Here is a 22,425-nt window from a genome sequence, read left to right as displayed (position 1 = left end):
CGCGGCGGACGGACCGCGTCCACTCGGCCTCGATGATCCGGCCGAGAAGGAGCGGTCCGGCGTGCCCGCTGCCTGCTTCAGTCCGTGCGCAGGGTGAGGGGAAGCCGTGTGAGGGCGTGGGAGCGGAAGGAGGTCCGCCAGACCAGCCGCTCGGGCGCGACGGCGGGGCGCAGTCCGGGGAAGCGGCCGAGCAGGGTCTCCAGCGCGAGGTCGGTCTCCATGCGGGCCAGGGGCGCGCCGAGACAGTAGTGCACGCCCTGGCCGAGGGCGAGGTGGGCGTTGTCGGTGCGGCGGATGTCCAGCTCGTCGGGCCGGTCGTAGCGGGCGGGGTCGCGGTTGGCGGAGGCCAGGCACAGCAGGACGGTGTCGCCCGCGGGGATGGTGAAGCCCCCGTACTCGACCTCTTCCCTCGGGAAGCGCCGGATGGCGGTGAGGTTCGGGTGCGCGAGACGCAGCAGTTCCTCGACGGCGCCGGTGCGCAGCGCGGGCTCTTCCCTGAGCGCCGCGAGCTGGCCGGGGTCGCGCAGCAGGGCGAGGATCCCGGCGCTGAGCGTGTGCTGGACGTTCTCGATACCGGCGCCGAGGACGAGGAAGGCGAGGGAACACAGCTCGTCCTCGGAGAGCCGGTCGCCCTCGTCCCTGGCCTGGATGAGCCCGGAGAGCAGGTCGTCACCCGGTGCCGCTCTGCGCCGGTCCACCAGGGAGCGCAGGAAGCCGTGCATCGAGGTGATCGCCCCGGCGACCGCGCGCGGGTCCTCCAGGGCGAGCATCGTGGTCACCCACGAGGCGAAGGGGCGCCGGTCGGCCTCGGGGACGTCGAAGAGGTCGGAGATGACGGTCAGCGGCAGCGGGGTCGCGAAGTCGTGGACGAAGTCGGCCTCCTGGCCCGCCTCGAAGCGCGCGGCGAGGTCGTCCGCGAGGCGGTCGACGACGGCCTGGACGCCGCCGCGCAGACTCTCGGTGCGGCGGGGCGTGAAGCCCTGCGAGACCAGGCGCCGCAGCCGTAGGTGGTCGGCCTGGTCCATGTTGAGGAGGTTGGCGTCGAGCGCGGGCGGGAGGGAGAAGCCCTGGTAGCCCTCCCGGGCGTGGGCCTTGTCGACGGACAGCCGGGTGTCGGCCAGCCCCGCGCGTACGTCCTCGTCGCGGGTGACGAGCCACGCCGGCGACCCGTCCGGCAGGGCCACCCTGTGTACGGGCGCCTCTTCCCTGAGCTTGGCATACACCGCGTGGGGCATGGCGCGGAACGCCTCGTCGAAAGGCTGCGGCAGTGCGGTCATCTCGTGTCTCCGTCGGACGGCCCTGGTGGCACGGCCATCATGGCCCATTCGGCCGCCCGGAGTCGCCGGGGCCGGACAAGGGGCCGCCCGGGGGCTCCCGTTCGGCCCGTCAGCGTCCGAAGGACGCCGTGGGGAAGCGGTCCCACACGCGGTGCGTGGCCAGCAGGCCGGTCACCCGCGCCAGGACGGCGCCCGGGTCGTCGCCGACGACGATGCCGGGCAGGCCGTCCGGGCAGCCCGCCGCGCTCAGCACGTCGCCGCCTCCGCCCCAGCCGCCCAGCGCCTTGGCATGCCGGTACGCCTCGGACAACAGGAGCAGCACGCGCGGGTCGGTGGCCTCGCTGACGAGTCCCTGACCCGCCTTCACATCGCGTGCCCCGTACGCGTCGACGCCCTCGGCGGGGACGCCCGCGACCAGGAGGGCGTCGAACTCGATGGAGCGGGCGTTGGCGAAGGTGCGCTGGACGACCACGGGCTCGGCGCCGCCGCCCGTCAGCTCTCCGCCGTGCGGGGCGACCACCAGCGGGACCATGCCGCTCTCCAGGATCGAGCCGCGCAGCTGGGCGAGGAGGGCCGGGCCGCTGTTCTCGTCGGCGATGATGCCGACGACCCGGCCGTCGACGGGCCAGGAGTCGCCGAGCTGGGAGAGCGCGGGGCTGGGCTCGACCTGGGCGAGCGGTGCGGAGGGCTCCGGCGCGGGCATGCCGAGGCCGGCGGCGACGTGGGAGCACAGCTCGGGGTCGATGTCGGCCAGCACGCGCAGGTTGCGCTCCTTGACGGTGTTCTCGTAGCACTTGCTCAGCTCGAAGGTGTACGCGGCGATCACGTGCTCGCGCTCGACCGGGGTGAGGCTGAGCCAGAAGCGGCGGGGCTGGCTGGTGTGGTCGTCGAAGGAGGCGGGGGCCTCGCGCACCTTGGGCGCCTGCGGGCCCACGGCCAATGGCACCTCCACGTAACCGCCCTCGGCGGCGCCGGCCTGGAAGGGGCAGCCGCCGTCCAGGGAGTTGGGGTGGTAAGGAGCGACCCCGGAGTGGACGGCCGTCTGGTGCATGCCGTCGCGCAGCATGTCGTTGACGGGCGTGTGGGGCCTGTTGATCGGGAGCTGGGCGAAGTTGGGCCCGCCCAGTCTGCTGATCTGGGTGTCCAGGTAGGAGAACAGCCGTCCGGTCAGCAGCGGGTCGTCGGTGATGTCGATGCCGGGCACGAGGTGGCCGGGGTGGAAGGCGACCTGTTCCGTCTCGGCGAAGTAGTTGGACGGGTTGGCGGTCAGCGTCATCAGCCCGATGGGCCGCACCGGCGCCCACTCCTCGGGGACGATCTTGGTGGGGTCGAGCAGGTCGACCCCCTCGAAGGTCTGGTCCGGGGTGTCGGGGAACGTCTGGATGCCCAGCTCCCACTCCGGGTAGGCGCCGGCCTCGATGGCGTCGGCCAGGTCGCGCCGGTGGAAGTCGGGGTCGACCCCGTTCGCGATCTGGGCCTCCTCCCACACCAGCGAGTGCACCCCGGCCCTGGGCTTCCAGTGGAACTTCACGAGCGTGGTGGCGCCCTGCTCGTTGACCAGCCGGAAGGTGTGGATGCCGAATCCCTCCATCATCCGGTACGAGCGCGGGATGCCCCGGTCGGACATGTTCCAGATGGTGTGGTGGGTGGCCTCGGTGTGCAGGGAGACGAAGTCCCAGAAGGTGTCGTGGGCGCTTTGGGCCTGCGGGATCTCCCGGTCGGGGTGCGGCTTGCCCGCGTGGATGACGTCGGGGAACTTGATGGCGTCCTGGATGAAGAAGACGGGGATGTTGTTCCCGACGAGGTCGAAGGTGCCCTGCGAGGTGGAGAACTTCGTCGCGAAGCCGCGGGTGTCGCGCACCGTGTCGGCGGAGCCGCGGGAGCCGAGCACCGTGGAGAAACGTACGAAGACCGGGGTCTCGATGTCCTTGCCGAGGAAGGCCGCCTTGGTGACGGCGGAGGCCGTGCCGTAGCCCCGGAAGACCCCGTGCGCCGCGGCACCCCGCGCGTGCACCACCCGCTCGGGAATCCGCTCGTGGTCGAAGTGGGTGATCTTCTCCCGCAGATGGTGGTCCTGGAGCAGGACGGGCCCGCGCTCACCGGCCTTGAGGGAGTGGTCGGTGTCCGGCAGCCGCAGCCCCTGAGCGGTGGTCAGATACGCGCCCGCCTGTGCCCGTACCCCGGGGTCGGCGTCGGCCGGGGACCCGGTGGGTGAGTAGACCTCGGGGCCGGACTGGTCCTGCTTGGGCGGCAGCGGCTCGCACGGAGTGGTCGGCTCGTCCATCCGCGGGACCTCCGGTCCCGGGCGTCCCGGGATGCGGGGTCCGTCGGCTGACTCGTACTCGTGCGGCGGGCGCGCCATGGTTCCTCCGGCTGCGGGGGTGGGGGTCCCGGCAGGGATAACCCTCGCCGCGCGGAGCGAAACGGGGCGGCGGGGAAGAGCCCGCCGATGGGTGGCAGCACGCACGCCACCGTGCGGCGGAAAGAGGCGGACGAGCCGGGATTTTCTTGGTCCAGACTTATTGACGAGAGGCGGCCTCGACTTCGGGTCTTGACCTCGGCTTTTCCTTTTGACTGGGGCCGGTCGACCATCGGGGCGGACTCTCCCCGCGTCGCGGGAATTGTTCCCGCCGGCGCCGTCGACCCGAGCCGCGGAAACCCTCCTCGGCCTTTTCCACGGTCGAAGGACTTGGAGTGACGGAAACCCCCGACCCGCCGGCCACTCCCTTGGCATGCCCTGCCACCAGGGATCTTGCGTGCCCGGAGGAGACGAGGCCGTGCCGCGCTCTATCTCTGGTTGGAGGAGGTGTTCATCCCAGAGCCGGAGGACCGCACACCGCCGCGGCCATAGTCTCGATCACATCAGGAACGCGGCGGCAACCAACAGCCGAAGCAACGGAATGGTTCCGCACGGCGATTGAACAAATACAGGCACCGGTCTTCACGGTGACATTTCCACGGAGGATTCTCATGTCCAAGCGCGTCGTTGTTTCGTCAGTCATCGGTGCCGTCGCTGTCGGCGGTATCGCCATCGGGGGCGTCGCGGTGGCCACCTCCCCCGCCGAACTGACCGTGGACAACAGCTCGGCCCGCTACACCGCCCCCACCTCCGAGGCCGAGGGCTCGCTCACCTTCACAGCGGAGGTGACCGACGACTCGGGAGCGCGCGGCCTCAAGGTCCTGGCCTGGCCCAAGAGTTCGGACCTCAAGCCCAAGGAGAAGGAAATGGCGGACGCCGAGAACGCCACGTGCAAGAAGTCCTCGGAGGAGACGTACAAGTGCTCCTACGTCCTCAAGGTCACCTCCAAGGACGCCGCCGAACTGGCCAAGGGCACCTGGCACGTCTCCGCCCTGGCGAAGGCCAAGGACGGGGACACGGTCTTCGTGCCCAAGGCCGCGTCCTTCAAGGTCACGCGCTGACCGGCGACGCGCTCAGGCCGCGGCGCGAGGAGTGCGGGTGCGCTCCTCCTCCTCGATCTCCTCGCGTACGCGGCGGCAGGCCGAGGCCAGCAGGCGGGAGACGTGCATCTGGGAGACACCCAGTCTGCGGGCGATCTGCGTCTGCGTCTGTTCCCGGAAGAAGCGCAGGTAGAGCAGGAGTTGTTCGCGCTCGGGCATCCGGCACAGCACGGCCCTGACCGCCTCGCGGTCCACGACGTGGTCGTAGCCGCTCTCGTCCGCGCTCAGGGTGTCCATCAGACAGATCGTGCCGTCGGCCGAACCCTCGGCCCCGCTGCCCGTCTCCGGGGAGACGGGGGCGTCGAGCGAGAGGGAGTTGAAGCACTGGAGGGCCTCCATGCCCGCGAGGGTGTCCTCCTCGGACAGCCCGGCGTGGGCGGCGAGTTCGGCCACGGTGGGTGAGTGGCCGGAAGCGGTCAGCTCCAGCTCGCGCAGGCTCGCCCGGACCCGGTTGCGCAGGTCCTGCACTCTGCGCGGGACGTGGATCTCCCACATGTTGTCGCGGAAGTGGCGCTTCAGCTCGCCGTAGATGGTGGGGATGGCGAAGGTCTCGAAGGCGTTGCCGCGTGCGGGGTCGTAGCGCTCCACCGACTTCACCAGCGCGAGGGCCGCGACCTGCTCCAGGTCCTCCAGCGACTCGCCCCGGTTGCGGAACTTGCGCGCCAGCCGGTGCGCCATCGGGAGCCAGGCGGTCACCACACACTCCTGGAGGTGCCGGCGCTCGGGGCCCTCGGGCAGCTTGACCAGTTCCTCGAAGTCCGCAGCCGTGTCCGGCGCGTCGTGATGGGTACGGCGGGGGGCCTGCTTCTTGTTCGTACGAAGCTCGGTGCTGCTCATGGTCTGCTCACTCCCGCGTCTCACATCGGGTGCTGTGCAAGACAGGAAGAAGCGGATTCCCGGTGCCGCTTCCAGCAGGATTCACACTGTCGTGCCACCCCGATCAGGGGCGTGATTTCACCGTGACACACTCCACAACGAAGGGCATCCTCGCAGCTCACAGTGGTTGTCCCGCTGTATTCCCCCGCTCTACGCCGGGTAGCCGAAAGGCGTTTGCCGAAGATCGAAGCGGGCACCCGCTCGCGGGTACGGCGGCGCCTGCCGCTTCGGTGAGCGAAAGCAGAGGTGGAGAGAGATGGCCGCACGTCCCGGTGCGCCCTGCTGGGTCAGTCTGACGACTCACGACCGGCGCGCCACGGAGGAGTTCTACGGCGCGGTGCTGGGCTGGTCCTTCGAGGACGGCACCCTCGCCCCCGAATTCCGGGTGGCCACGGAGGAGGGCGAGCCGGTGGCCGGGATCAGCGAGGCCGAGGCCGCACGCAGACTGCCGGTGCGCTGGACGGTGTTCTTCCTGGCCGAGGACGCGGACAAGAGCGCCGAGCGGATCGCGGAGCGGGGCGCGACGGTGGCGGTGGGGCCGCTGGACTTCGGCGGAGGGCGCGCCGTGCTGGCCGCCGACCCCTCGGGCGCCTCGTTCGGCCTGTGGCAGGGGGTGACCCCTCGGCACTGGGTCATCGGCACCGGCCAGGCGCCCGCCGCGCTGGAACTGCACGCCCCCGAGGACGGCTCGGCCGCCCTCTTCTACGGCTCGGTCTTCGGCTGGCCGGAGCCGGAGGACGGCCTCGACTGGCGGTTCGCCACGCTGCGCGACGACGCGGTCGCGGGCGACCCCGATCCGGCGAAGCGGCCCCGCTGGGAGGTCACGTTCCGGACCGCCGACCTGGACGACGCCGTGGCCGCCGCCACCGGGCGCGGCGGCACGGTGCTGACTCCCCCGCGCGAGACGGCCGACGGCCGCCGCGCCGCTCTGAGCGATCCTCACGGGGCCCTGTTCTCCCTCGTCGAGGCGTGAGGGGGCGTCCCCGAAGGGGCGAGCCCCAAAGGGGCGCGAGGAACTGCGCGACCAGCCTGGGGGTACCTCCCTGCTCGAAGAGCTTGGGGGAGCTCCCGCACTCTGCCAAGCACAGGCAGGGGCACCCCGTGCTCAGCACCAGGAAAAGGCAACAAAAAGACCCGCCGGGCACGCCGTAGCGCCGTGCCCGCCCGGCGACGGGCTAAAGCTCCAGTACCCAGCCGAGGAAGTAGACGACGAAGACCGCGACCACCAGGCCGATGACGATCAGGGGCGCGGTGCGCCAGCCCTTCGTCGGGTTGTGAGTGTCGCGCGGTCCCGCGTCCGGGGTGCTGCCTTCGGCGGGCGGGGTCTCGCCGGGCGGGACCCCGCCCCCTCGCTCCAGGCCGGGCGTGGTGTCGGGGTCCGGATCGGCATGCGGCTCATTCATGCCCCTCGGGTGGACCGCGCGGTCCCCTCCTACACATCTCCGGACCGGGGCCCCATATCCCGCCGCTCCTCGCTAGACTGTTCGGGGATTCGATCAGTTGTTGAAATATCGAACAGGGAGGGTGGTATGGGACGGCTCGTGCCCGCGGTGACGCGGGCCCTGGACATCCTGGAGCTGTTTTTGGAGGGGGACGGCACGCTCTCGGCGCCCGACATCGTGCGCCGCCTCCAGCTCCCCCGCACCACCGTGCACGAGCTGGTCAGCACCCTCACGGCCCGCTCCTACCTGGTGGCGGCGCCCGGCAGGCCCGGCTACTACCGGCTCGGCGTGCGCCCCTACCAGCTCGGCAGCCGCTACGCCGAGCAGCTCGACCTGGCGGCCGAGGGCCAGCAGGTCGCCCGCACGGTGGCCGAGACCTGCGAGGAGACGGTGCACGTGGCGATCCTGGAGGAGGCCGACGTCATCTACGTCGCCAAGGTCGACTCCACCCAGGCGGTGCGCATGGTCTCGGCCGCCGGACGGCGGCTGCCCGCGCACTGCACCGCCGTCGGCAAGATGCTGCTGGCCTCCCTGCCCGAGGGGGAGCTGGCCGCACGCCTCCCCGACGGCGCCCCGCTGCGGGCGATGACCGACAACAGCGTCACCGATCCGGTCCGGTTGCGCGGCGTGCTGTCCGGGATCCGGGAGCGCGGCGTCGCCGTGGAGGAGAGCGAGTCGAACCCGGACGTGAGCTGTGTGGCCGCGCCGGTGCGGAACCGCTCGGGGCAGGTGGTGGCAGCCCTGTCGATCTCCGTACCGCTGATCCGCTGGAGCGACGAGCGCCTCCCCGAGCTGGAGGAGCTGGCGGCGAAGGGCGCGGCACGGCTGTCCGAACGGCTCGGGCACAGGGGGAACCGGTGAGACGCGCGAGGGCCGAGACGGCGGTACGCGCGGATGCCACGCTGGGCGAGGGCCCGACCTGGGACTCCGCGGGCGAGCGGCTGATATGGGTCGACATCCTCGGCTCCCGGGTGCACACCTTCGCCCCGGCATCCGGCTGGCGCACGGTCATGACGACGGAGCAGCACGTGGGTGCCGCCAAGCCGCGCGCGGGCGGCGGCCTGGTCGTCAACCTCCGGGACGGCGTGGGGCTCTACGGCCCCGGCGGCGGCTTCGGCTGGCTGCGTCACGACCCGGTGCCGGGCCGCCGGGGCAACGACGCCGCCATAGCTCCCGACGGCACGCTGTGGGCGGGCACGATGCGCTACGACGAGGCCCCGGGCGGTGGCACCCTGGCCCGGCTGAGCGCGGACGGAACGGCGCACACGGTGCTGGAGTCGGTGGCCGTCAGCAACGGCACGGGCTGGAGCCCCGACGGGCGACGGCTGTACTACATCGACAGCCCCACCCGCAGGATCGATGTCTTCGACGTCCGCGAGGACGGGCTGGTGGCCAACAGGCGCCCGCTGGCCGAGATCGAGGAGGGCGCGGGCCTCCCCGACGGGCTGACCGTGGACGCGTACGGCTGTGTGTGGGTGGCGCTGTGGGACGGCGCGGCGGTGCGCCGCTACACCCCGTCCGGGGCGCTGGACCGGATCGTGGAGCTGCCCGTACGGCGGCCCACGGCCTGCGCCTTCGGCGGCACCGGGCTCGGTGACCTGTACGTCACCACGGCCCGCGCCGGGCTGGCCGCGCCGTCGCCGCAGGACGGTTCGCTGCTGGTGCTGCCCGGCGCAGGGCAGGGACTGCCGCAGCCCGCCTTCGCGGGCTGAGGCAGTCCCTGCCCCCATCCTCCGGTCAGCGACCGGCCCTGCGCTTGTTCCACACGTCGAAGCCCACGGCGGCCAGCAGCACCAGGCCCTTGATGACCTGCTGGTAGTCGGTGCCGATGCCGACCAGCGACATGCCGTTGTTGAGCACGCCGAGGACCAGTCCGCCGATGACGGCTCCCATGACCGTGCCGACGCCGCCGCTCATCGAGGCGCCGCCGATGAACGAGGCGGCGATGGCCTCCAGCTCGAAGTTGAGGCCCGCCTGCGGGGTGCCCGAGTTGAGCCGGGCCGCGTAGACGCAGCCCGCGAGCGCGGCAAGTACGCCCATGTTGACGAAGACGAGGAAGGTGACGCGCCGGTCCCGGACGCCGGACAGCTTGGCCGCCGCCTTGTTCCCGCCGAGCGCGTACACATGGCGTCCGACCACCGCGTTGCGCATGACGTAGCCGAGGCCGATCAGCAGCCCGCACATCACCAGCATGACGACGGGCACGCCGTGGAAGCTGGCCAGGGTGAGGGTGAAGGCGATGACGGCCGCGGAGATGGCCACACACTTGGCGATCCACAGCCCGAGGGGCGGCACGTCCAGTGCGTAGGCCAACTGCCGGTTGCGGTCGCGGCGTTCGCGCAGCAGCAGAAGGACCAGCGCCACCAGGCCGATGACCAGCGTCGGGTTGTGGTACTGCGTGTAGGGGCCCATTTCGGGGATGAAGCCCTTGGCCAAGTTCTGGAAGCCGCCGGGGAAGGGAGAGAGTGACTGGCCCTCCAGCACGATCTGCGTCAGGCCGCGGAAGAGCAGCATGCCCGCCAGGGTCACGATGAACGAGGGGATGCCGACGTAGGCGATGAAGAAGCCCTGCCAGGCCCCGGCGACCGCGCCGATCAGCAGCGCCAGCACCAGCGCGAGCACCCAGGGCATGTCGTGTTTGACCATCATGACGGCGGACATGGCGCCGACGAAGGCGACCAGGGAGCCGACGGACAGGTCGATGTGCCCGGCGATGATGACGATCATCATGCCCATGGCCAGGATGAGGATGTAGCCGTTCTGCTGAATCAGGTTGGAGACGTTGTTGGGCAGCAGCAGCGTGCCGTCGGTCCATATCTGGAACAGCACGACGATGAAGACGAGCGCCGTGAGCATGCCGTACTGGCGCATGTGGGTGCGCATGTTGCCCAGCAGCACGGCCCACGCCGAGCGGGCCGCCTCGGGCACGACGGGTACGGTGTCCTTGGGTGGGGTGGAGGTGGTGGTCATGGCGGGCCTCAGCTTCTGTTCATGGTCATGTGGCGCATCAGGACTTCCTGGGTGGCGTCGGCACGGGCGACCTCACCGGTCAGCCGGCCCTCCGACATCGTGTAGATCCGGTCGCACATGCCGAGCAGCTCCGGCAGTTCCGAGGAGATGAACAGCACGGCCTTTCCCTGCGCGGCGAGCTGGTCGATGACGGCGTAGATCTCGAACTTCGCGCCCACATCGATGCCGCGGGTCGGCTCGTCCAGGATCAGCACTCCAGGGTCGGCGTGTATCCATCTGCTGAGCACGACCTTCTGCTGGTTGCCGCCGGAGAGCTTGCCGACCTGCTCCTCGACCGAGGGCGCCTTGATGTTCATCGAGGTGCGGTAGCGCTCGGATACGGACCGCTCGTGGTGCTCGTCGACGACACCGCGCCGCGTCATACCGGCCAGGGAGGCCAGCGAGACGTTGCGGTTGATGGTGTCGATCAGGTTGAGCCCGTAGCGCTTGCGGTCCTCGGTGACGTAGGCGATGCCCGCCTCGATGGCGGCCGGCACCGTCTTGGTGTGCACCTCGTGGCCGTCGACCCGTACGCTGCCGCCCTCGTACAGCCCGTAGGAGCGGCCGAACAGGGACATGGCCAGCTCGGTGCGGCCCGCGCCCATCAGCCCCGCGATGCCGACGATCTCCCCGCGCCGCACGGTCAGGGACGCGTCGTCCACGACCTTGCGCTGGTGGTCGACGGGGTGGCGCACCGTCCAGCCCGACACCTCCAGGGCGACGCCCTGATCGCCCTCGAAGGGGGTGCGCTCGGGGAAGCGGTGGTCCAGGTCGCGGCCGACCATGCCGCGGATGAGGCGTTCCTCGGACAGCTCGGCGTCCTGTTCCGGGGTCTCGCGGACCGTGAGCGTCTCGACGGTCCTGCCGTCCCGCAAGATGGTGACGCGGTCGGCGACCCGCCGGATCTCGCCCAGCTTGTGGGAGATGAGGATGCAGGCGATCCCCTGCGCGCGCAGCTCCAGGATCAAGCTCAGCAACTGCGCGCTGTCCTCGTCGTTGAGGGCCGCGGTCGGCTCGTCGAGGATCAGCAGCTTCACCTCCTTCGAAAGCGCCTTGGCGATCTCCACGAGCTGCTGTTTGCCGACGCCGATGTCGGCCACGGGGGTCTGCGGCTTCTCCCGGAGTCCGACGCGTTTCAGCAGGCTCGCCGCCTCGCCCATCGTGTCGTTCCAGTTCACGAAGGCACGGCCGCCGCCGGTGCGCTCGTTGCCGAGGAAGATGTTCTCGGCGATGGACAGGAACGGGACCAGGGCCAGCTCCTGGTGGATGATCACGATGCCCCGGCGTTCGCTGGCACGGATGTCCTTGAAGGCCACCGGCTCGCCCTGGAAGCCGATCTCGCCCTCGTAGTCGCCGTGCGGGTACACGCCGCTGAGCACCTTCATCAGGGTCGACTTGCCCGCGCCGTTCTCGCCGCAGACCGCGTGGATCTCCCCGGGGCGCACGGTGAGGTTCACCCCGGACAGCGCCTTGACCCCGGGGAAGGTCTTGGTGATGCCGCGCATCTCCAGGACGGGCCGCTCCTGGGCCTCTTCCACGGCACTCACTTGAGCTGTCCCGCCGTGAAGTAGCCCTCGTCGACGAGGAGCTGGGTGTTCTTCTTGTCGACGGAGACCGGCTTGAGCAGGTAGGCGGGGACGACCTTCTTTCCGTTGTCGTAGTCGGTGGTGTTGTTGACCTCGGGCTTCTTGCCGGTGAGGACGGCGTCGCCCATCTGGACGGCCTGCTTGGCGAGCTTGCGGGTGTCCTTGAAGACGGTCTGGGTCTGCTCGCCCGAGACGATCGACTTGACCGAGGCCAGCTCGGCGTCCTGGCCCGTGACGACGGGCAGCGGGTGCCGCTTGGAGCCGTATCCGGCGCTCTTGAGCGCGGAGATGATGCCGATGGAGATCCCGTCGTAGGGCGAGAGGACGGCGTCCACATCAGTGTTGCCGTAGCTCTTGCTGATCAGGTCGTCCATGCGCTTCTGGGCCGTGCCTCCGTCCCAGCGCAGGGTGGTGGCCTGGTTCATCTTGGTCTGCTTGCTGCGCACGACGAGCTGGCCCGACTTCATGTACGGCTTGAGTTTCTTCATCGCGCCGTTCCAGAAGTACTTGGTGTTGTTGTCGTCGGGCGAGCCGGCGAACAGCTCGATGGTGTGGCTCTCGTCGGCCTTGTCGTCGGGCTTCTTCAGCTTGAGCCGGTCGAGGATGTACTGCCCTTGCAGCTCACCGACCCGCTCGTTGTCGAAGGACGCGTAGTAGTCGACGTTCTTGGTGCCCAGGATGAGCCGGTCGTAGGAGATGACCCGGACGCCCGCGTCCTGGGCCTGCTTGAGGACGTCGGTGAGGGCCGATCCGTCGACTGCCGCGATGACGAGGAGCCGGTGCCCCTTGGTGATCATGTTCTCGATCTGGGCGACCTGGTTCTCCACCTTGTCGTCGCCGTACTGGAGGTCGGTCTTGTACCCGGCCTTCTTGAACTGCTTGACCATGTTCTTGCCGTCGGCTATCCAGCGCTCGGAGGACTTGGTGGGCATGGCCACGCCGATGGTGCCGCCCTTGCCCTTCTCGGGCTGGTAGCGGCTGCCGCCGCGGGCCTCCTGGCCGCAGCCGGCCAGTGCCGCGGTGAGCGTGACGGCCAGCGCGGCGCAGGCTGCGATCCGTACGCCGCGGGTGCGCGGGGGATTGCGCATGGGCTCAGTTTCCTTCGGACTCGGTTGCGGGGAAGCGGTGCAGGGCGCCGGGAAGCCGCGCCCCGAGGGGTGACATGCCGCCGTCGGCGCCGTGCCGGGCCAGCAGGTCCAGGGCGAGCCGCCCGCGCCGGACGCGCTCGCGCGCGGTGTCCAGCACGGTGTCGCGCAGGTGGCGGCCCGAGGGGTAGAGGCCGGGCGCCTTGGCCAGGCCGAACTTGAGGTACAGCGGCGCGCCCCGCCGGATCAGCTCGGCGACCTCGTACATCCGCACATAGCCGCCGAGATCGTCCGGCGCCTCGATGTACATGTCCATGGGCGCGGCGCTGACCTTGCGGATCTCGGTGAGGTGAGCGAGCGTCAGGTCGCTGGGCACGTTCAGCGAGTCGGCGCCGAGCCGCTCGTGGACGGCGTACGAGGCGGGGTTGACGGGCCCGACCAGCGCGGAGACCTTGAGCGTGGTGTCGGCGGGGAGGATGCCGGCGGCGCGCGCCCTGTGCAGCGTCCACAGCACGCCCTCGTCGGCGACGAGGAGGCAGCGCACTCCCAGTTCCGTGGCGCGCAGCGCGTCCTCGACACAGCCGGCGAGCGCGTCGTGGCCCCGGGCCCGCAGCCCGCCGCCGCGCGAGTCGGTACGGGCGGAGGCGCCGGTGTCCCAGGTGCCGCGCGGGCCGGTGAACAGGCACAGCTCGATGTCGCGTTCGGCGCTCGCCTCGGTCATCTCCGTGATCTCGGCGTCGGTGAGCATCCACACGCCGCTGCCCTGGCTGACGCGGTGCAGCGGTACGTCCAGCCGCGCCGACTCCTTGAGGACGGCGGCCAGCGCCTCGGGGCCCTCGACGGAGGGGACCTCGGTGCGCCACCGGCCGCCGTCGGGAAAGGCGTGCGGGGAGGAGTCGGCGGGGTCGGGCTCCGGCGCGGCGAGACCGAGCGCGCCGAGCGCGGGTTCGCCGGGACGCCGGGAGGCGGGCACGGCGGCGGGGGCGGACGGGGCGGCGACAGTGGACGGGGCCGGTGCGGGGTCGGGCGGCGGCATGGGGCTCCTTTGGTGCGTGGATGCGCGGTCTTGCGGTTCTCGGGCGGTCCGGTATCCGAACGCGGTCCGGTACGGGGCGCGTACGACGGCCACGCGGTGCGCGGCGGACGTGTGGTGCGCCGGTGGTCAGGGGTGCAGCAGGACCTTGCCGACGGCGGGATCGCCGCTGCCGGTCAGGGTGAGGGCCTGTTCGTATTCCGTGAGCGGCAGACGGTGGGTGACCAGCGGGAGCGGTGCGAGCAGCCCGGCGGTGAAGGCGCGGACGGCGTGCGCCCAGGCGGCGGGCGGCGCGCCGAAGACGGTGCGCACCTCGGTCTGCCGTACGACGAGTTCGGCCGGGTCGAGCCCCTCGGCGCCGGGCGCGGGCAAGCCGGTCAGCACCAGGCGCCCGCCCCGGCGCAGCAGCCCGGCGGCGGCGCGCGCGGCGGTCGCGGACCCGGCGGCCTCCACCACCACGTCGTAGCCGCCGAGGCCGGCCGCCGCCTCGGGCGTGCGGTAGTCGGTGGCGCCGAACTCCGCTGCCAGCGTGGCGCGTTCGGCGTCCAGGCCGACCATCAGCAGCGCGGCGGGCGAGGCGGTCCGCAGCAGCTGGGCGGCGAGCAGGCCGAGGGTCCCGGCGCCGACGACGGCCACCTTGTCCCCCGCGCGTATGTCCGCCTTCAGCACGGCGGCGGCCACACAGGCGGCGGGCTCCAGCAGCGCGGCGGCGGTCAGGTCGGCCGCGTCGTCGAGCAGATGCAGCAGCCGGGCCGGGAGAGTGAGGGTGGGCGCCATGGCACCGGGCTGGGTGAAGCCGGTCTCCTCGTACCCGGCGGCGCACAGCGTGGTGTCGCCCGCGTGGCAGCGCTCGCACACCTGGCAGTTGCGGAAGCCCGCGCCGACTGCCTTACGGCCGACGAGCGCGGCGGGCACGCCCTCGCCCGCCCCGGCCACCGTCCCCGACCACTCGTGGCCCGGCGTGACGGGATAGCGGACGTACCCCTCGGGGCGGTTGCCCTGGTAGACCTCGCGGTCGCTGCCGCACACCCCGGCGGCGTGCACCCGCACGAGCACCTCCCCGGGACCCGGCGGGCGCGGGGTGTGGTCCACGAGCCGGAAGGCCCCGGGCCCGTCGAGGACGACGGCCTGCCCGGTGGTCACGCCGTTCTGGCCGGTGGCCGTGCCGACCTGCTCCGTGGTCATGCCGTCGCCCCGGGCTTGCGGGTCTCCCAGCCCTCGGCCCACAGGTCGAAGTGGGCGCGCTGCTGGGGGAATTCGGCCGCGGCCTCGACGTCCAGCTCGACGCCGAGCCCGGGTGCGTCGGAGAGGGTGAAGCAGCCGGTGGCGGGGTCGACCTGCGGCGCGCCCTTGACGACCTTCTTGATCTCGGCGTCCGCGAAGTCGTTGAAGTGCTCCAGGACCTTGAAGTTCGTGGTGGTGAAGCCGACTTGGAGCGTGGCGGCGGTGAGCACCGGGCCGCCCACGTTGTGCGGGGCCACCAGCGTGTAGTGGGTCTCGGCGGTGGCGGCGAGCTTGCGGGTCTCCAGGATGCCGCCGATGTGGCCGACGTCGGGCTGGATGATGTCGGCCGCCTGGCTCTCGAACAGCTCGCGGAACTCGATCCGGTCATGGATGCGCTCACCGGTGGCCACGGGTATGTCCACCTTGGCCGCGACCTTGGCGAGGGCCTTGAGGTTCTCCGGCGGCACGGGCTCCTCCAGCCAGGCGGGGCGGAAGGGCGCCATCTCGTGGGCGAGCCGCACGGCGGTGGCCGGGGCGAAGCGGCCGTGCATCTCCAGCATCAGCTCCGCCGAGGGCCCGATGGCGTCGCGCACGGCCTCGATGAGCGAGACGGCGTAGAGCGTGTCCTCCTGGGAGAGTTCGAGGTGACCGGTGCCGAACGGGTCGATCTTCAAGGCGCGGTAGCCGCGGGCCACGACCTCCTTGGCGGCCCGGTGGTACGCCTCCGGGGTGCGCTCGGTGGTGTACCAGCCGTTGGCGTACGCCTTGACGGTGTCGTTGACCCGGCCGCCGAGCAACTGCCAGACCGGCACGCCCAGCGCCTTGCCCTTGATGTCCCAGCAGGCCATCTCCACGCAGGCGATGCCGGACATCACGATTTCCCCGGCCCGCCCGTAGTCGCCGTACTTCATGCGGCGCACCAGGTCCTCGACGGCGAAGGGGTCGGAGCCGGCGATGTGGTTGGCCTCCGCCTCGCGCAGGTAGCCGACCAGCGCGTCGGTGTGCCCGAGCATCCGGGTCTCCCCCACCCCCGTGAGCCCTTCGTCGGTGTGCACCTGGACGTAGGTCAGGTTCCGCCAAGGCGTGCCGACCACATGGGTGGTGATGCCGGTGATGCGCACGAGAGCCGCTCCCTGTTGTTCGATATTTCGAAACCCGTTCGAAATGGCGTTGCGACATTATGGAGCGCGATGACGGGGTGTCAATGGGCGGTACGTACCTTCTCGTCCGTGAGCTGCTCCCCGGCCGCCACGCGGGTGATGTTGCGCGCCATGCCGCCGAAGACGAGAGCGTGGAAAGGCGAGACGCCCCACCAGTACAGGTGCCCCAGCAGCCCGTGCGGATGGAACAGGGCGCGCTGCCGGTAGCGCACACCTCCCTTGCCCCCCTTGCCTCCCTCACCCCTCTCGTCGTCGTCGCACTCGACGGACATCTCCAGCCAGGCGAGCCCCGGCAGCCGCATCTCGGCGCGCAGCCGCAGCAGCCGTCCGGGCCGGACCTCCTCCACCCGCCAGAAGTCCAGCGAGTCCCCCACCCGCAGGTGCGCCGCGTCCCGCCGGCCCCGGCTCAGCCCGACCCCGCCCACCAGCCGGTCCAGCCAGCCGCGCACCGCCCAGGCCAGCGGGAAGGAGTACCAGCCGTTGCGCCCGCCGATGCCCTCCACGACGCGCCACAGCGCCTCCGGTGAGGCGTTCACCGTCCGCTCCCGGCAGTCCTCGTACAGGCTGCCGCCGGCCCAGTCCGGGTCGGTGGGCAGCGGGTCGCTCGGCGCGCCGGGTACGGAGGCCGACGACCACCGGGTGGGCACGCTCGCCTCCCCGATCCGGCGCAGGGCCAGCCTCAGTCCGGCGTCGAACGGCAGCGGGAGCCCGTCCGGGTCGGGGACGTACCGCGCGATGTCGTGCTCCTGGCAGACCATCTCGTGGCGCAGCGACTCGGCCAGGGGCTGCGCGATCGACGGGGGCACGGGGGTGACCAGTCCGATCCAGTAGCTGGAGAGGCCGGGGGTCAGCAGGGGCACGCGCAGGATCAGCCGCCGGGGCAGCTCGGCGGCTTCCGCGTAGCGGCGCATCATCGCGGCGTAGGTCAGCACCTCGGGTCCGCCGATGTCGAAGGCCCTGCTCACCTCCTGGGGCATCCGCGCGCTGCCCACCAGATAGCGCAGCACGTCCCGTACGGCGATCGGCTGCGTGTGGGTCGACACCCAGCTCGGGGCGACCATCACCGGCAGGCGCTCGGTGAGGTAGCGCAGCATCTCGAAGGACGCGGACCCGGAGCCGATGATGACGGCCGCGCGCAGCACCGTGGTGGGCACGCCCGACTCCAGCAGGATGCGGCCGACCTCGGCGCGGGAGCGCAGGTGCGGGGAGAGCCGTTCCTCGGGGACCCCGGGCGGGGTGAGCCCGCCCAGGTAGACGATCCGCCGCACGCCGGCCGCGCGGGCCGCCTCGCCGAAGGTGCGGGCGGCTTCCCGGTCGGTCTTCTCGAACCCGCGTCCGGAGCCGAGCGCGTGCACCAGGTAGTAGGCGACGTCGATGTCCCGCATCGCCGGGTGGAGCGAGTCCGCGTCGGTGACGTCGCCGCGCACCCGCTCCACCCGGTCCGACCAGGGATGGTCCCGCAGCTTCTCGGGCGAGCGGGCCAGACAGCGCACCTGGTGCCCGGCATCCAGCAGCTCGGGCACCAGCCGCCCGCCGATGTAGCCGGTGCCCCCGGTGACCAGGCACCGCAGCCCGCCCCCACTGCCGTCCCCGCCGTCTCCACTGCTGCTGCCGCTGCTGCCGCTGCCCATGGGGCCCGCTCCTCCGCTCACCGGCGCTCACCCGCCGCTGTGGATTGCCGTCGCCCCTATCTCCGCACACCGACGGCTCTCCCGCCGGGCTCCGGGCCCGCACCGGCGTGCCGGGGCAGGAGCCGGGCGGCGCCCAGCCGTTGGGGCGGACCCGGGCCTTGGAGCGGGTAGGTGTGGCCGACCAAGTTGCGCAGGTCGTGGCCCCACAGCGGCCTCCCGGGCCCGGCACCCGGGCCGCCCCTGCCCCGGGCCGGGGCAGGTTGTGGGGCAGGGGCGGAGTGAGGCGGCCCCCGGAGCGCGGTCCCGGGCTTCCAGGCTCGGGGGCTCACGGACTCAGGGGTAGGAGACGACCTTGGAGGGCACGGTGTCCGAGCCGGAGGTGGCGGCGCCGGTGTCGTTGATGACGTGGTCGTACTGGCCGTGCCCGCTCAGGGAGACGACGAGCAGACCGTGGAACTTCACCCCCGGCGTGTTCGGCGCGGCGAAGCCGCGCGCCTGGCGGATGCTCGGGTCGACGTTGTAGTAGCAGTAGCTGCCCATCCCCCAGCCCTCGTGGGTGCGCACCGAGTCGGCGACCTTGTAGGCGGCGAAGCCCTTGGTGCCTCCGTTGTCGATGGCACCCTGGTTGGGCGCGTCGTACGCCTTCTCGTTCTGGAAGAAGACCGTGCGCCCGCGCTCGCCGTTCCACTGCACGTCGTACTTGTTGAAGTGCTCGACGAACAGGCCCGTGGCCAGGACGTCGTCGCCGTTGACGACCACGCCGTAGTCGGCGCGGTTGGTCTCCCAGCCGACGCCGTCGCCGTGGTCGGCCCGCCAGACCCAGGTGTGGTCGACGACCGTGTGGTTGCTGTTGACGACCATGCTGGTGGTGGCCTTGCCGGGACCCGCGCCGCCGATCCGGATGAAGACGTCCTGCACGGTGACCGGGTTGCCCGCGTGGTCGGCGGAGGCGCCCTCGGGGCCGACCTCCAGCAGCGTTTCGGACTTGGCGGGCCCGGCGTCGATGAGGAACCCGGCCAGCCGTACGCCGTCCACGTCGGCGACCCGCAGCGCTGTGACACCGTTGTCGGGAATGAGCGTGGCGTAGCCGAGGCCGAGGACGACGGTGCCGGCGCGCTTGACCTCGACCGTCTTGTCCAGGTGGTAGACGCCGGGTGTCAGCAGCAGGTTGAGGCCCTGGTCGAGCGCCTGGTTGATGGTCGTCGCCGTCGCGCCCTCCTTGACGACGTAGAACTCGCTCAGCGGCAGCGACTCGCCGCGCGGGGTGCCGTTGCCCCACGTCACGCCCGAGGCGTCGCGGCGCAGCTCGGGCAGGAAGACGCGGTAGTCGTCCGCGCCCCCGCCGCCGAGATACAGGAACGGCTTCTCGCGGGAGACGGGTGTGGTGTTCAAGGTGGTGTAGAGCGGCTCGGGGAAGCTCTGCCCGGGGGCGCCCTGGACCCCGGAGAAGACCATGTTCCACACGGCGTTGAGCCAGCCGCCCACGGAGCTGTCGCGGGTGTACCACTGCTGCTGGGAGTAGGGGCCGACGGTGCCGTCGATCCGGCTGTCGGCGATGTAGCCGCCGCTGGCCCAGCCGTAGCCGTCGGGCGAGAGGTTGAGACCGCCGCGGATGTGCATCCGGCGGAAGGGCGCGGCCTGGGCGACGGCCCAGCGGTTGGTGCCGTTGACGGGGGTGAGGGCGAGGTTCTCCGCGGAGCGCCAGAAGTTCTGCGTGGCGTTGCCGTCGAACCAGCCGGCGTCCACGGTCACATCGCCGTTGATCGAGGTGTCGTCGGGCGAGAGCCCGAGGCCCGCGATGGAGGTGTAGAAGCCGAGCTGCGCGTTGAGGCCGCTGTAGGAGCCGGGGCGGAAGAAGAAGGCGTAGCGGCCGGTGCCGAACTGCGCGGACTCCTGCTTGCGGAAGATCTCGTCCAGCTTGCCCTGGATGCCGGGCGTGGAGGGGTCGAAGACGATGACGTTCGGGCCGAGGTCGCCGCCGCCGGGGACGGCGCGGGGCGCGGCGGACGGTCTCGCCGACGCCTGTCCGGTGGGGAGCGCGGCCAGCGCGGGGGCCGCGCCGGCGGCGGCCAGCGCGCCGAGGACCGTGCGCCGTGCGGGTCTGGAGCCGGGGCTGTCAGGAGCGGGTGTGGGGGGTACGGGCATGGCGACTCTCCTGGTCTCCTGGTTCAGAAAATGAACGGGTGAAGGTGCAGAGAGCGCTCTCTTGTGAGGGATGCTTCTTTGATGTGAACATGCTGTCAAGAGATACGGCCGAACTTCCCGGCAGCGTGCGGGCGTTGAGGGTTCACAGGTTGTCGGGACTCTCGGCACCCCGGCACCGGTGCGCACCGGCCGCGCGGCGGCGTTGCGGGCCGGTCGAATGGGTGGCCCCCGTCCATACTGGACGGCGATACGGGCGGGAAACCGGGGGCGACACGGCGACACCGAGCGGAAGGGAAGACCATTGCTCATCGACCTCACCGGAAAAACGGCCCTGGTCACAGGGTCGACCCAGGGCATCGGGGCCGCCATCGCGACGGGGCTGGCCCGCTCCGGGGCCCGGGTCGCGGTCAACGGCCGCAGTGAGCGGTCCGTGGGTGAGGCGGTGGAGCGGCTCGGCGCCGAGTGCGAGGGCGCCGTCTTCCTCGCGGCGCCGGGCGACATCTCCACGGACGAGGGCTGTGCTGCCGTACTGGAGGCCGTGCCGGGCACCGACATCCTCGTCAACAACCTGGGCGTCTTCGGCGCCAGGCCGGCGCTGGACATCGAGGACGCGGAGTGGCGCCGCTACTTCGAGGTCAATGTGCTGACCGCCGTCCGGATGACGCGGGCCTATCTGCCGGGCATGAAGGGCAACGCCTGGGGCCGGATCCTGAACATCGCCAGCGACTCCGCCGTCGTCATCCCGGCCGAGATGATCCACTACGGCATGTCCAAGACCGCCCTGCTGGGGATCTCGCGCGGCTTCGCCAAGGAGGCGGCGGGCACCGGAGTGACCGTCAACTCCGTGATCGCGGGGCCCACGCACACCGGCGGCGTCGAGGACTTCGTCCACGAACTGGTCGACAGCGCGCTGCCGTGGGAGGAGGCGCAGCGCGCCTTCATGCGGGAGCACCGCCCGCAGTCGCTCATCCAGCGGCTGATCGAGCCCGAGGAGATCGCCAACATGGTCGTCTACCTCAGCTCACCACTCGCCTCGGCCACCACGGGCGGCGCGCTGCGCGTCGACGGCGGCTATGTGGACTCGATCCTGCCCTGACCGGCCCGCCGCCCGCTCCATGAAGGAGCAGCCCACCCGGTCAGCCCCGGCCCGCCTCGGTGTGCAGCCCGAGGGCCTGGACCAGTTCCTGCACGTTGGTGTAGTGGGCGTCCGCCGGGAGGCCGGCGGCCAGGTCGAGGAGACGTTCGGGTGCATGTTCGGACCGCAGGGCGTCCAGGACCGCCTCGCGGTCCGTCGGGTACAGGTGCCTGCCGAGATATGTCGCGATCTCGGAGCGCAGCTCCACGTCGCGGGGCGTCATCCCGGCGGGGGTGCCGCCCGTGCGCAGGGCCTGGGGGTCACGGGTGGGCTCGGGCTGATCCTCGCCGGAGGGCTCCATCTCGCGTCCCTCCATGCGGTTCGAACGAAGATCGCCCTGAAGCCGCTTCTTGGCCTCGTCGTCCTGGATCGGGCCGTTCTTGTCGTTCTCCTGCATGTCGCTCTCCTTATTAGGTGCTGAGGAGACAGAAGGAGGCGCCCTTGGGGTCCCGGAGCGTCGCTGTCCGGCCCAGAGGTGCTGCCCGGGGCGGCGAGACGGTCTCGCCGCCCTCCCGTTCCGCGGCGCTCACCGCCGCGTCAAGATCGGGTACCCGGAAGTACGGCTCCCATCGCGACCGGATCCGGGGATCCGGCGGCGCTTCCAGCGAGCCGCCCCGCACCCCCGCGACAGGGTGGCCCTCGACCCGGATGACGATCTCCTCGTACTCCTCCTCGTAGGTGACCCCGTGGCGGGGATCGCCCATCCAGTCGAAGATCTCGCCGTAGAAGACCGCGGCGGCGAAGGCGTCCCGGGTGTGCAGCTGGAGCCAGGCGGGGGCCCTGCCCGAGCCGACCGCCCAGGAGGCGGGACGTTCGCCCTGCCACAGCCCGAACGGTGCGCCCGCCTGGTCGGCGGCGATGACGGCGCGCCCGCCGCCGGTGCGCAGCGGGCCGACCGCGACGGTCGCGCCGCGCTCGGCGATGCGCTCGGCCACGAGGTCGGCGTCCCGCACATGGAAGTACACGGTCCAGCGCTCGGACCCCTGGTCGGCACCGGCCGACAGCTCGCTCACGCCCGCGACCGGCTGCCCGTCGACCGTGGCGACCCGGGAGTCGGGCCCGTCGGACGACGGCTCGAAGCTCCAGCTCAGCACGGGTCCGTAGAAGTCCTCGGCGGCCCGTGGATCGGGAGTCATCAAACTCACCCAGCAGGGCACTCCACCGACCGAAGCCATCCGTCCGCCTTCCCGCCGCACCGAGCCGTTGTCCACGCCCTACTCAGGGTACATTTCTGGGGAATCCTGGCATAACGGACGAGGTGACGAGCGACGGCCGCTGCCCGCTCCCCCCGGGGTGACGGGCGGGGCGGGCGGCGGCGCGAAAAGGCGGTGACGGGCCGCGCACCTCCCGGCACACTGTGCCG

19 protein-coding genes are annotated in these 22,425 nt (G+C 71.5%); 5 read left to right on the top strand and 14 right to left on the bottom strand.

The features are described 5' to 3' along the window. Window positions 1-77: 77 nt before the first annotated feature. Window positions 78-1,277 carry a cytochrome P450 family protein gene (locus OHB04_RS34635; protein ID WP_326691585.1) on the bottom strand — a complete coding sequence of 400 codons (1,200 nt, stop codon included), beginning with the start codon at window positions 1,275-1,277 and terminating at the stop codon, window positions 78-80. Window positions 1,278-1,386: 109 nt separating this feature from the next. Beyond that, the gene (locus tag OHB04_RS34630; protein ID WP_326691584.1) at window positions 1,387-3,561 is read right to left on the bottom strand and encodes a catalase; all 2,175 of its coding nucleotides are present in this window, start codon (window positions 3,559-3,561) and stop codon (window positions 1,387-1,389) included. Between the two features lie 686 nt (window positions 3,562-4,247). Here OHB04_RS34630 and OHB04_RS34625 point away from each other — a divergent pair. Continuing rightward, complete coding sequence (locus OHB04_RS34625) at window positions 4,248-4,697, top strand: DUF5707 domain-containing protein (RefSeq protein WP_326691583.1); 450 nt, start codon at window positions 4,248-4,250, stop codon at window positions 4,695-4,697. A 12-nt stretch (window positions 4,698-4,709) separates the two neighbouring features. On the opposite strand, the gene OHB04_RS34620 is transcribed toward OHB04_RS34625, so the two are convergent. Further along, the gene (locus OHB04_RS34620; protein WP_326691582.1) at window positions 4,710-5,573 is read right to left on the bottom strand and encodes a SigB/SigF/SigG family RNA polymerase sigma factor; all 864 of its coding nucleotides are present in this window, start codon (window positions 5,571-5,573) and stop codon (window positions 4,710-4,712) included. A 295-nt stretch (window positions 5,574-5,868) separates the two neighbouring features. On the opposite strand from OHB04_RS34620, the gene OHB04_RS34615 reads away from it, so the two are divergent. Next, window positions 5,869-6,585, top strand: coding sequence for a VOC family protein (locus tag OHB04_RS34615; protein WP_326691581.1), 717 nt, complete (start codon window positions 5,869-5,871; stop codon window positions 6,583-6,585). 202 nt (window positions 6,586-6,787) lie between these two features. On the opposite strand, the gene OHB04_RS34610 is transcribed toward OHB04_RS34615, so the two are convergent. After that, window positions 6,788-7,015 carry a DUF6480 family protein gene (locus OHB04_RS34610; RefSeq protein WP_326691580.1) on the bottom strand — a complete coding sequence of 76 codons (228 nt, stop codon included), beginning with the start codon at window positions 7,013-7,015 and terminating at the stop codon, window positions 6,788-6,790. Between the two features lie 126 nt (window positions 7,016-7,141). Here OHB04_RS34610 and OHB04_RS34605 point away from each other — a divergent pair, with 126 nt between their 5' ends. Continuing rightward, window positions 7,142-7,915, top strand: a complete 774-nt coding sequence (locus OHB04_RS34605) for an IclR family transcriptional regulator (protein ID WP_326691579.1) — start codon at window positions 7,142-7,144, stop codon at window positions 7,913-7,915. After that, window positions 7,912-8,766: an SMP-30/gluconolactonase/LRE family protein gene (locus OHB04_RS34600; protein WP_326691578.1), complete on the top strand. Its 855-nt coding sequence runs from the start codon at window positions 7,912-7,914 to the stop codon at window positions 8,764-8,766. Before OHB04_RS34605 ends, OHB04_RS34600 begins: the two co-directional genes overlap by 4 nt. 25 nt (window positions 8,767-8,791) lie before the next feature. On the opposite strand, the gene mmsB is transcribed toward OHB04_RS34600, so the two are convergent. From mmsB to OHB04_RS34560, 8 genes are all read right to left on the bottom strand, one after another. Continuing rightward, the gene (gene mmsB, locus OHB04_RS34595) at window positions 8,792-10,024 is read right to left on the bottom strand and encodes a multiple monosaccharide ABC transporter permease (protein ID WP_326691577.1); all 1,233 of its coding nucleotides are present in this window, start codon (window positions 10,022-10,024) and stop codon (window positions 8,792-8,794) included. Between the two features lie 8 nt (window positions 10,025-10,032). Next, on the bottom strand, window positions 10,033-11,601 hold the full coding sequence (gene mmsA / locus OHB04_RS34590; protein ID WP_442815120.1) for a multiple monosaccharide ABC transporter ATP-binding protein: 1,569 nt from the start codon (window positions 11,599-11,601) through the stop codon (window positions 10,033-10,035). Between the two features lie 5 nt (window positions 11,602-11,606). Next, window positions 11,607-12,737 (bottom strand): multiple monosaccharide ABC transporter substrate-binding protein, encoded by a 1,131-nt coding sequence (gene chvE, locus OHB04_RS34585; protein ID WP_326691576.1) that lies wholly within the window; start codon window positions 12,735-12,737, stop codon window positions 11,607-11,609. A 4-nt stretch (window positions 12,738-12,741) separates the two neighbouring features. Then, window positions 12,742-13,770 carry a hypothetical protein gene (locus OHB04_RS34580; protein ID WP_326691575.1) on the bottom strand — a complete coding sequence of 343 codons (1,029 nt, stop codon included), beginning with the start codon at window positions 13,768-13,770 and terminating at the stop codon, window positions 12,742-12,744. A gap of 126 nt (window positions 13,771-13,896) precedes the next feature. Continuing rightward, window positions 13,897-14,952, bottom strand: a complete 1,056-nt coding sequence (locus OHB04_RS34575; protein WP_326691574.1) for a zinc-dependent alcohol dehydrogenase — start codon at window positions 14,950-14,952, stop codon at window positions 13,897-13,899. Then, window positions 14,949-16,112 carry a mandelate racemase/muconate lactonizing enzyme family protein gene (locus OHB04_RS34570; RefSeq protein WP_326691573.1) on the bottom strand — a complete coding sequence of 388 codons (1,164 nt, stop codon included), beginning with the start codon at window positions 16,110-16,112 and terminating at the stop codon, window positions 14,949-14,951. The genes OHB04_RS34575 and OHB04_RS34570 overlap by 4 nt, the downstream gene beginning before the upstream one ends. Window positions 16,113-16,192: 80 nt before the next feature. Continuing rightward, a complete protein-coding gene (locus OHB04_RS34565) occupies window positions 16,193-17,782 on the bottom strand; it encodes an SDR family oxidoreductase (protein WP_326808995.1) in 1,590 nt (529 codons plus the stop codon). A gap of 333 nt (window positions 17,783-18,115) precedes the next feature. Continuing rightward, complete coding sequence (locus OHB04_RS34560) at window positions 18,116-19,927, bottom strand: coagulation factor 5/8 type domain-containing protein (RefSeq protein WP_326808994.1); 1,812 nt, start codon at window positions 19,925-19,927, stop codon at window positions 18,116-18,118. 301 nt (window positions 19,928-20,228) lie between these two features. On the opposite strand from OHB04_RS34560, the gene OHB04_RS34555 reads away from it, so the two are divergent. Further along, window positions 20,229-21,023, top strand: a complete 795-nt coding sequence (locus OHB04_RS34555) for an SDR family NAD(P)-dependent oxidoreductase (protein WP_326808993.1) — start codon at window positions 20,229-20,231, stop codon at window positions 21,021-21,023. A 40-nt stretch (window positions 21,024-21,063) separates the two neighbouring features. Here the strand turns inward: OHB04_RS34555 and OHB04_RS34550 are convergent, their stop codons facing one another. Both OHB04_RS34550 and OHB04_RS34545 read right to left on the bottom strand, forming a co-directional pair. Further along, window positions 21,064-21,459: a DUF2795 domain-containing protein gene (locus tag OHB04_RS34550; protein WP_326691569.1), complete on the bottom strand. Its 396-nt coding sequence runs from the start codon at window positions 21,457-21,459 to the stop codon at window positions 21,064-21,066. A gap of 13 nt (window positions 21,460-21,472) precedes the next feature. Continuing rightward, window positions 21,473-22,198 (bottom strand): VOC family protein, encoded by a 726-nt coding sequence (locus OHB04_RS34545; protein ID WP_326691568.1) that lies wholly within the window; start codon window positions 22,196-22,198, stop codon window positions 21,473-21,475. Between the last annotated feature and the right edge of the window lie 227 nt (window positions 22,199-22,425).

Origin of the sequence: Streptomyces sp. NBC_01775 (genome assembly GCF_035917675.1) — a bacterium.
Lineage (GTDB): Bacteria > Actinomycetota > Actinomycetes > Streptomycetales > Streptomycetaceae > Streptomyces.
This window is presented reverse-complemented; position numbering and strand designations above follow the sequence as displayed.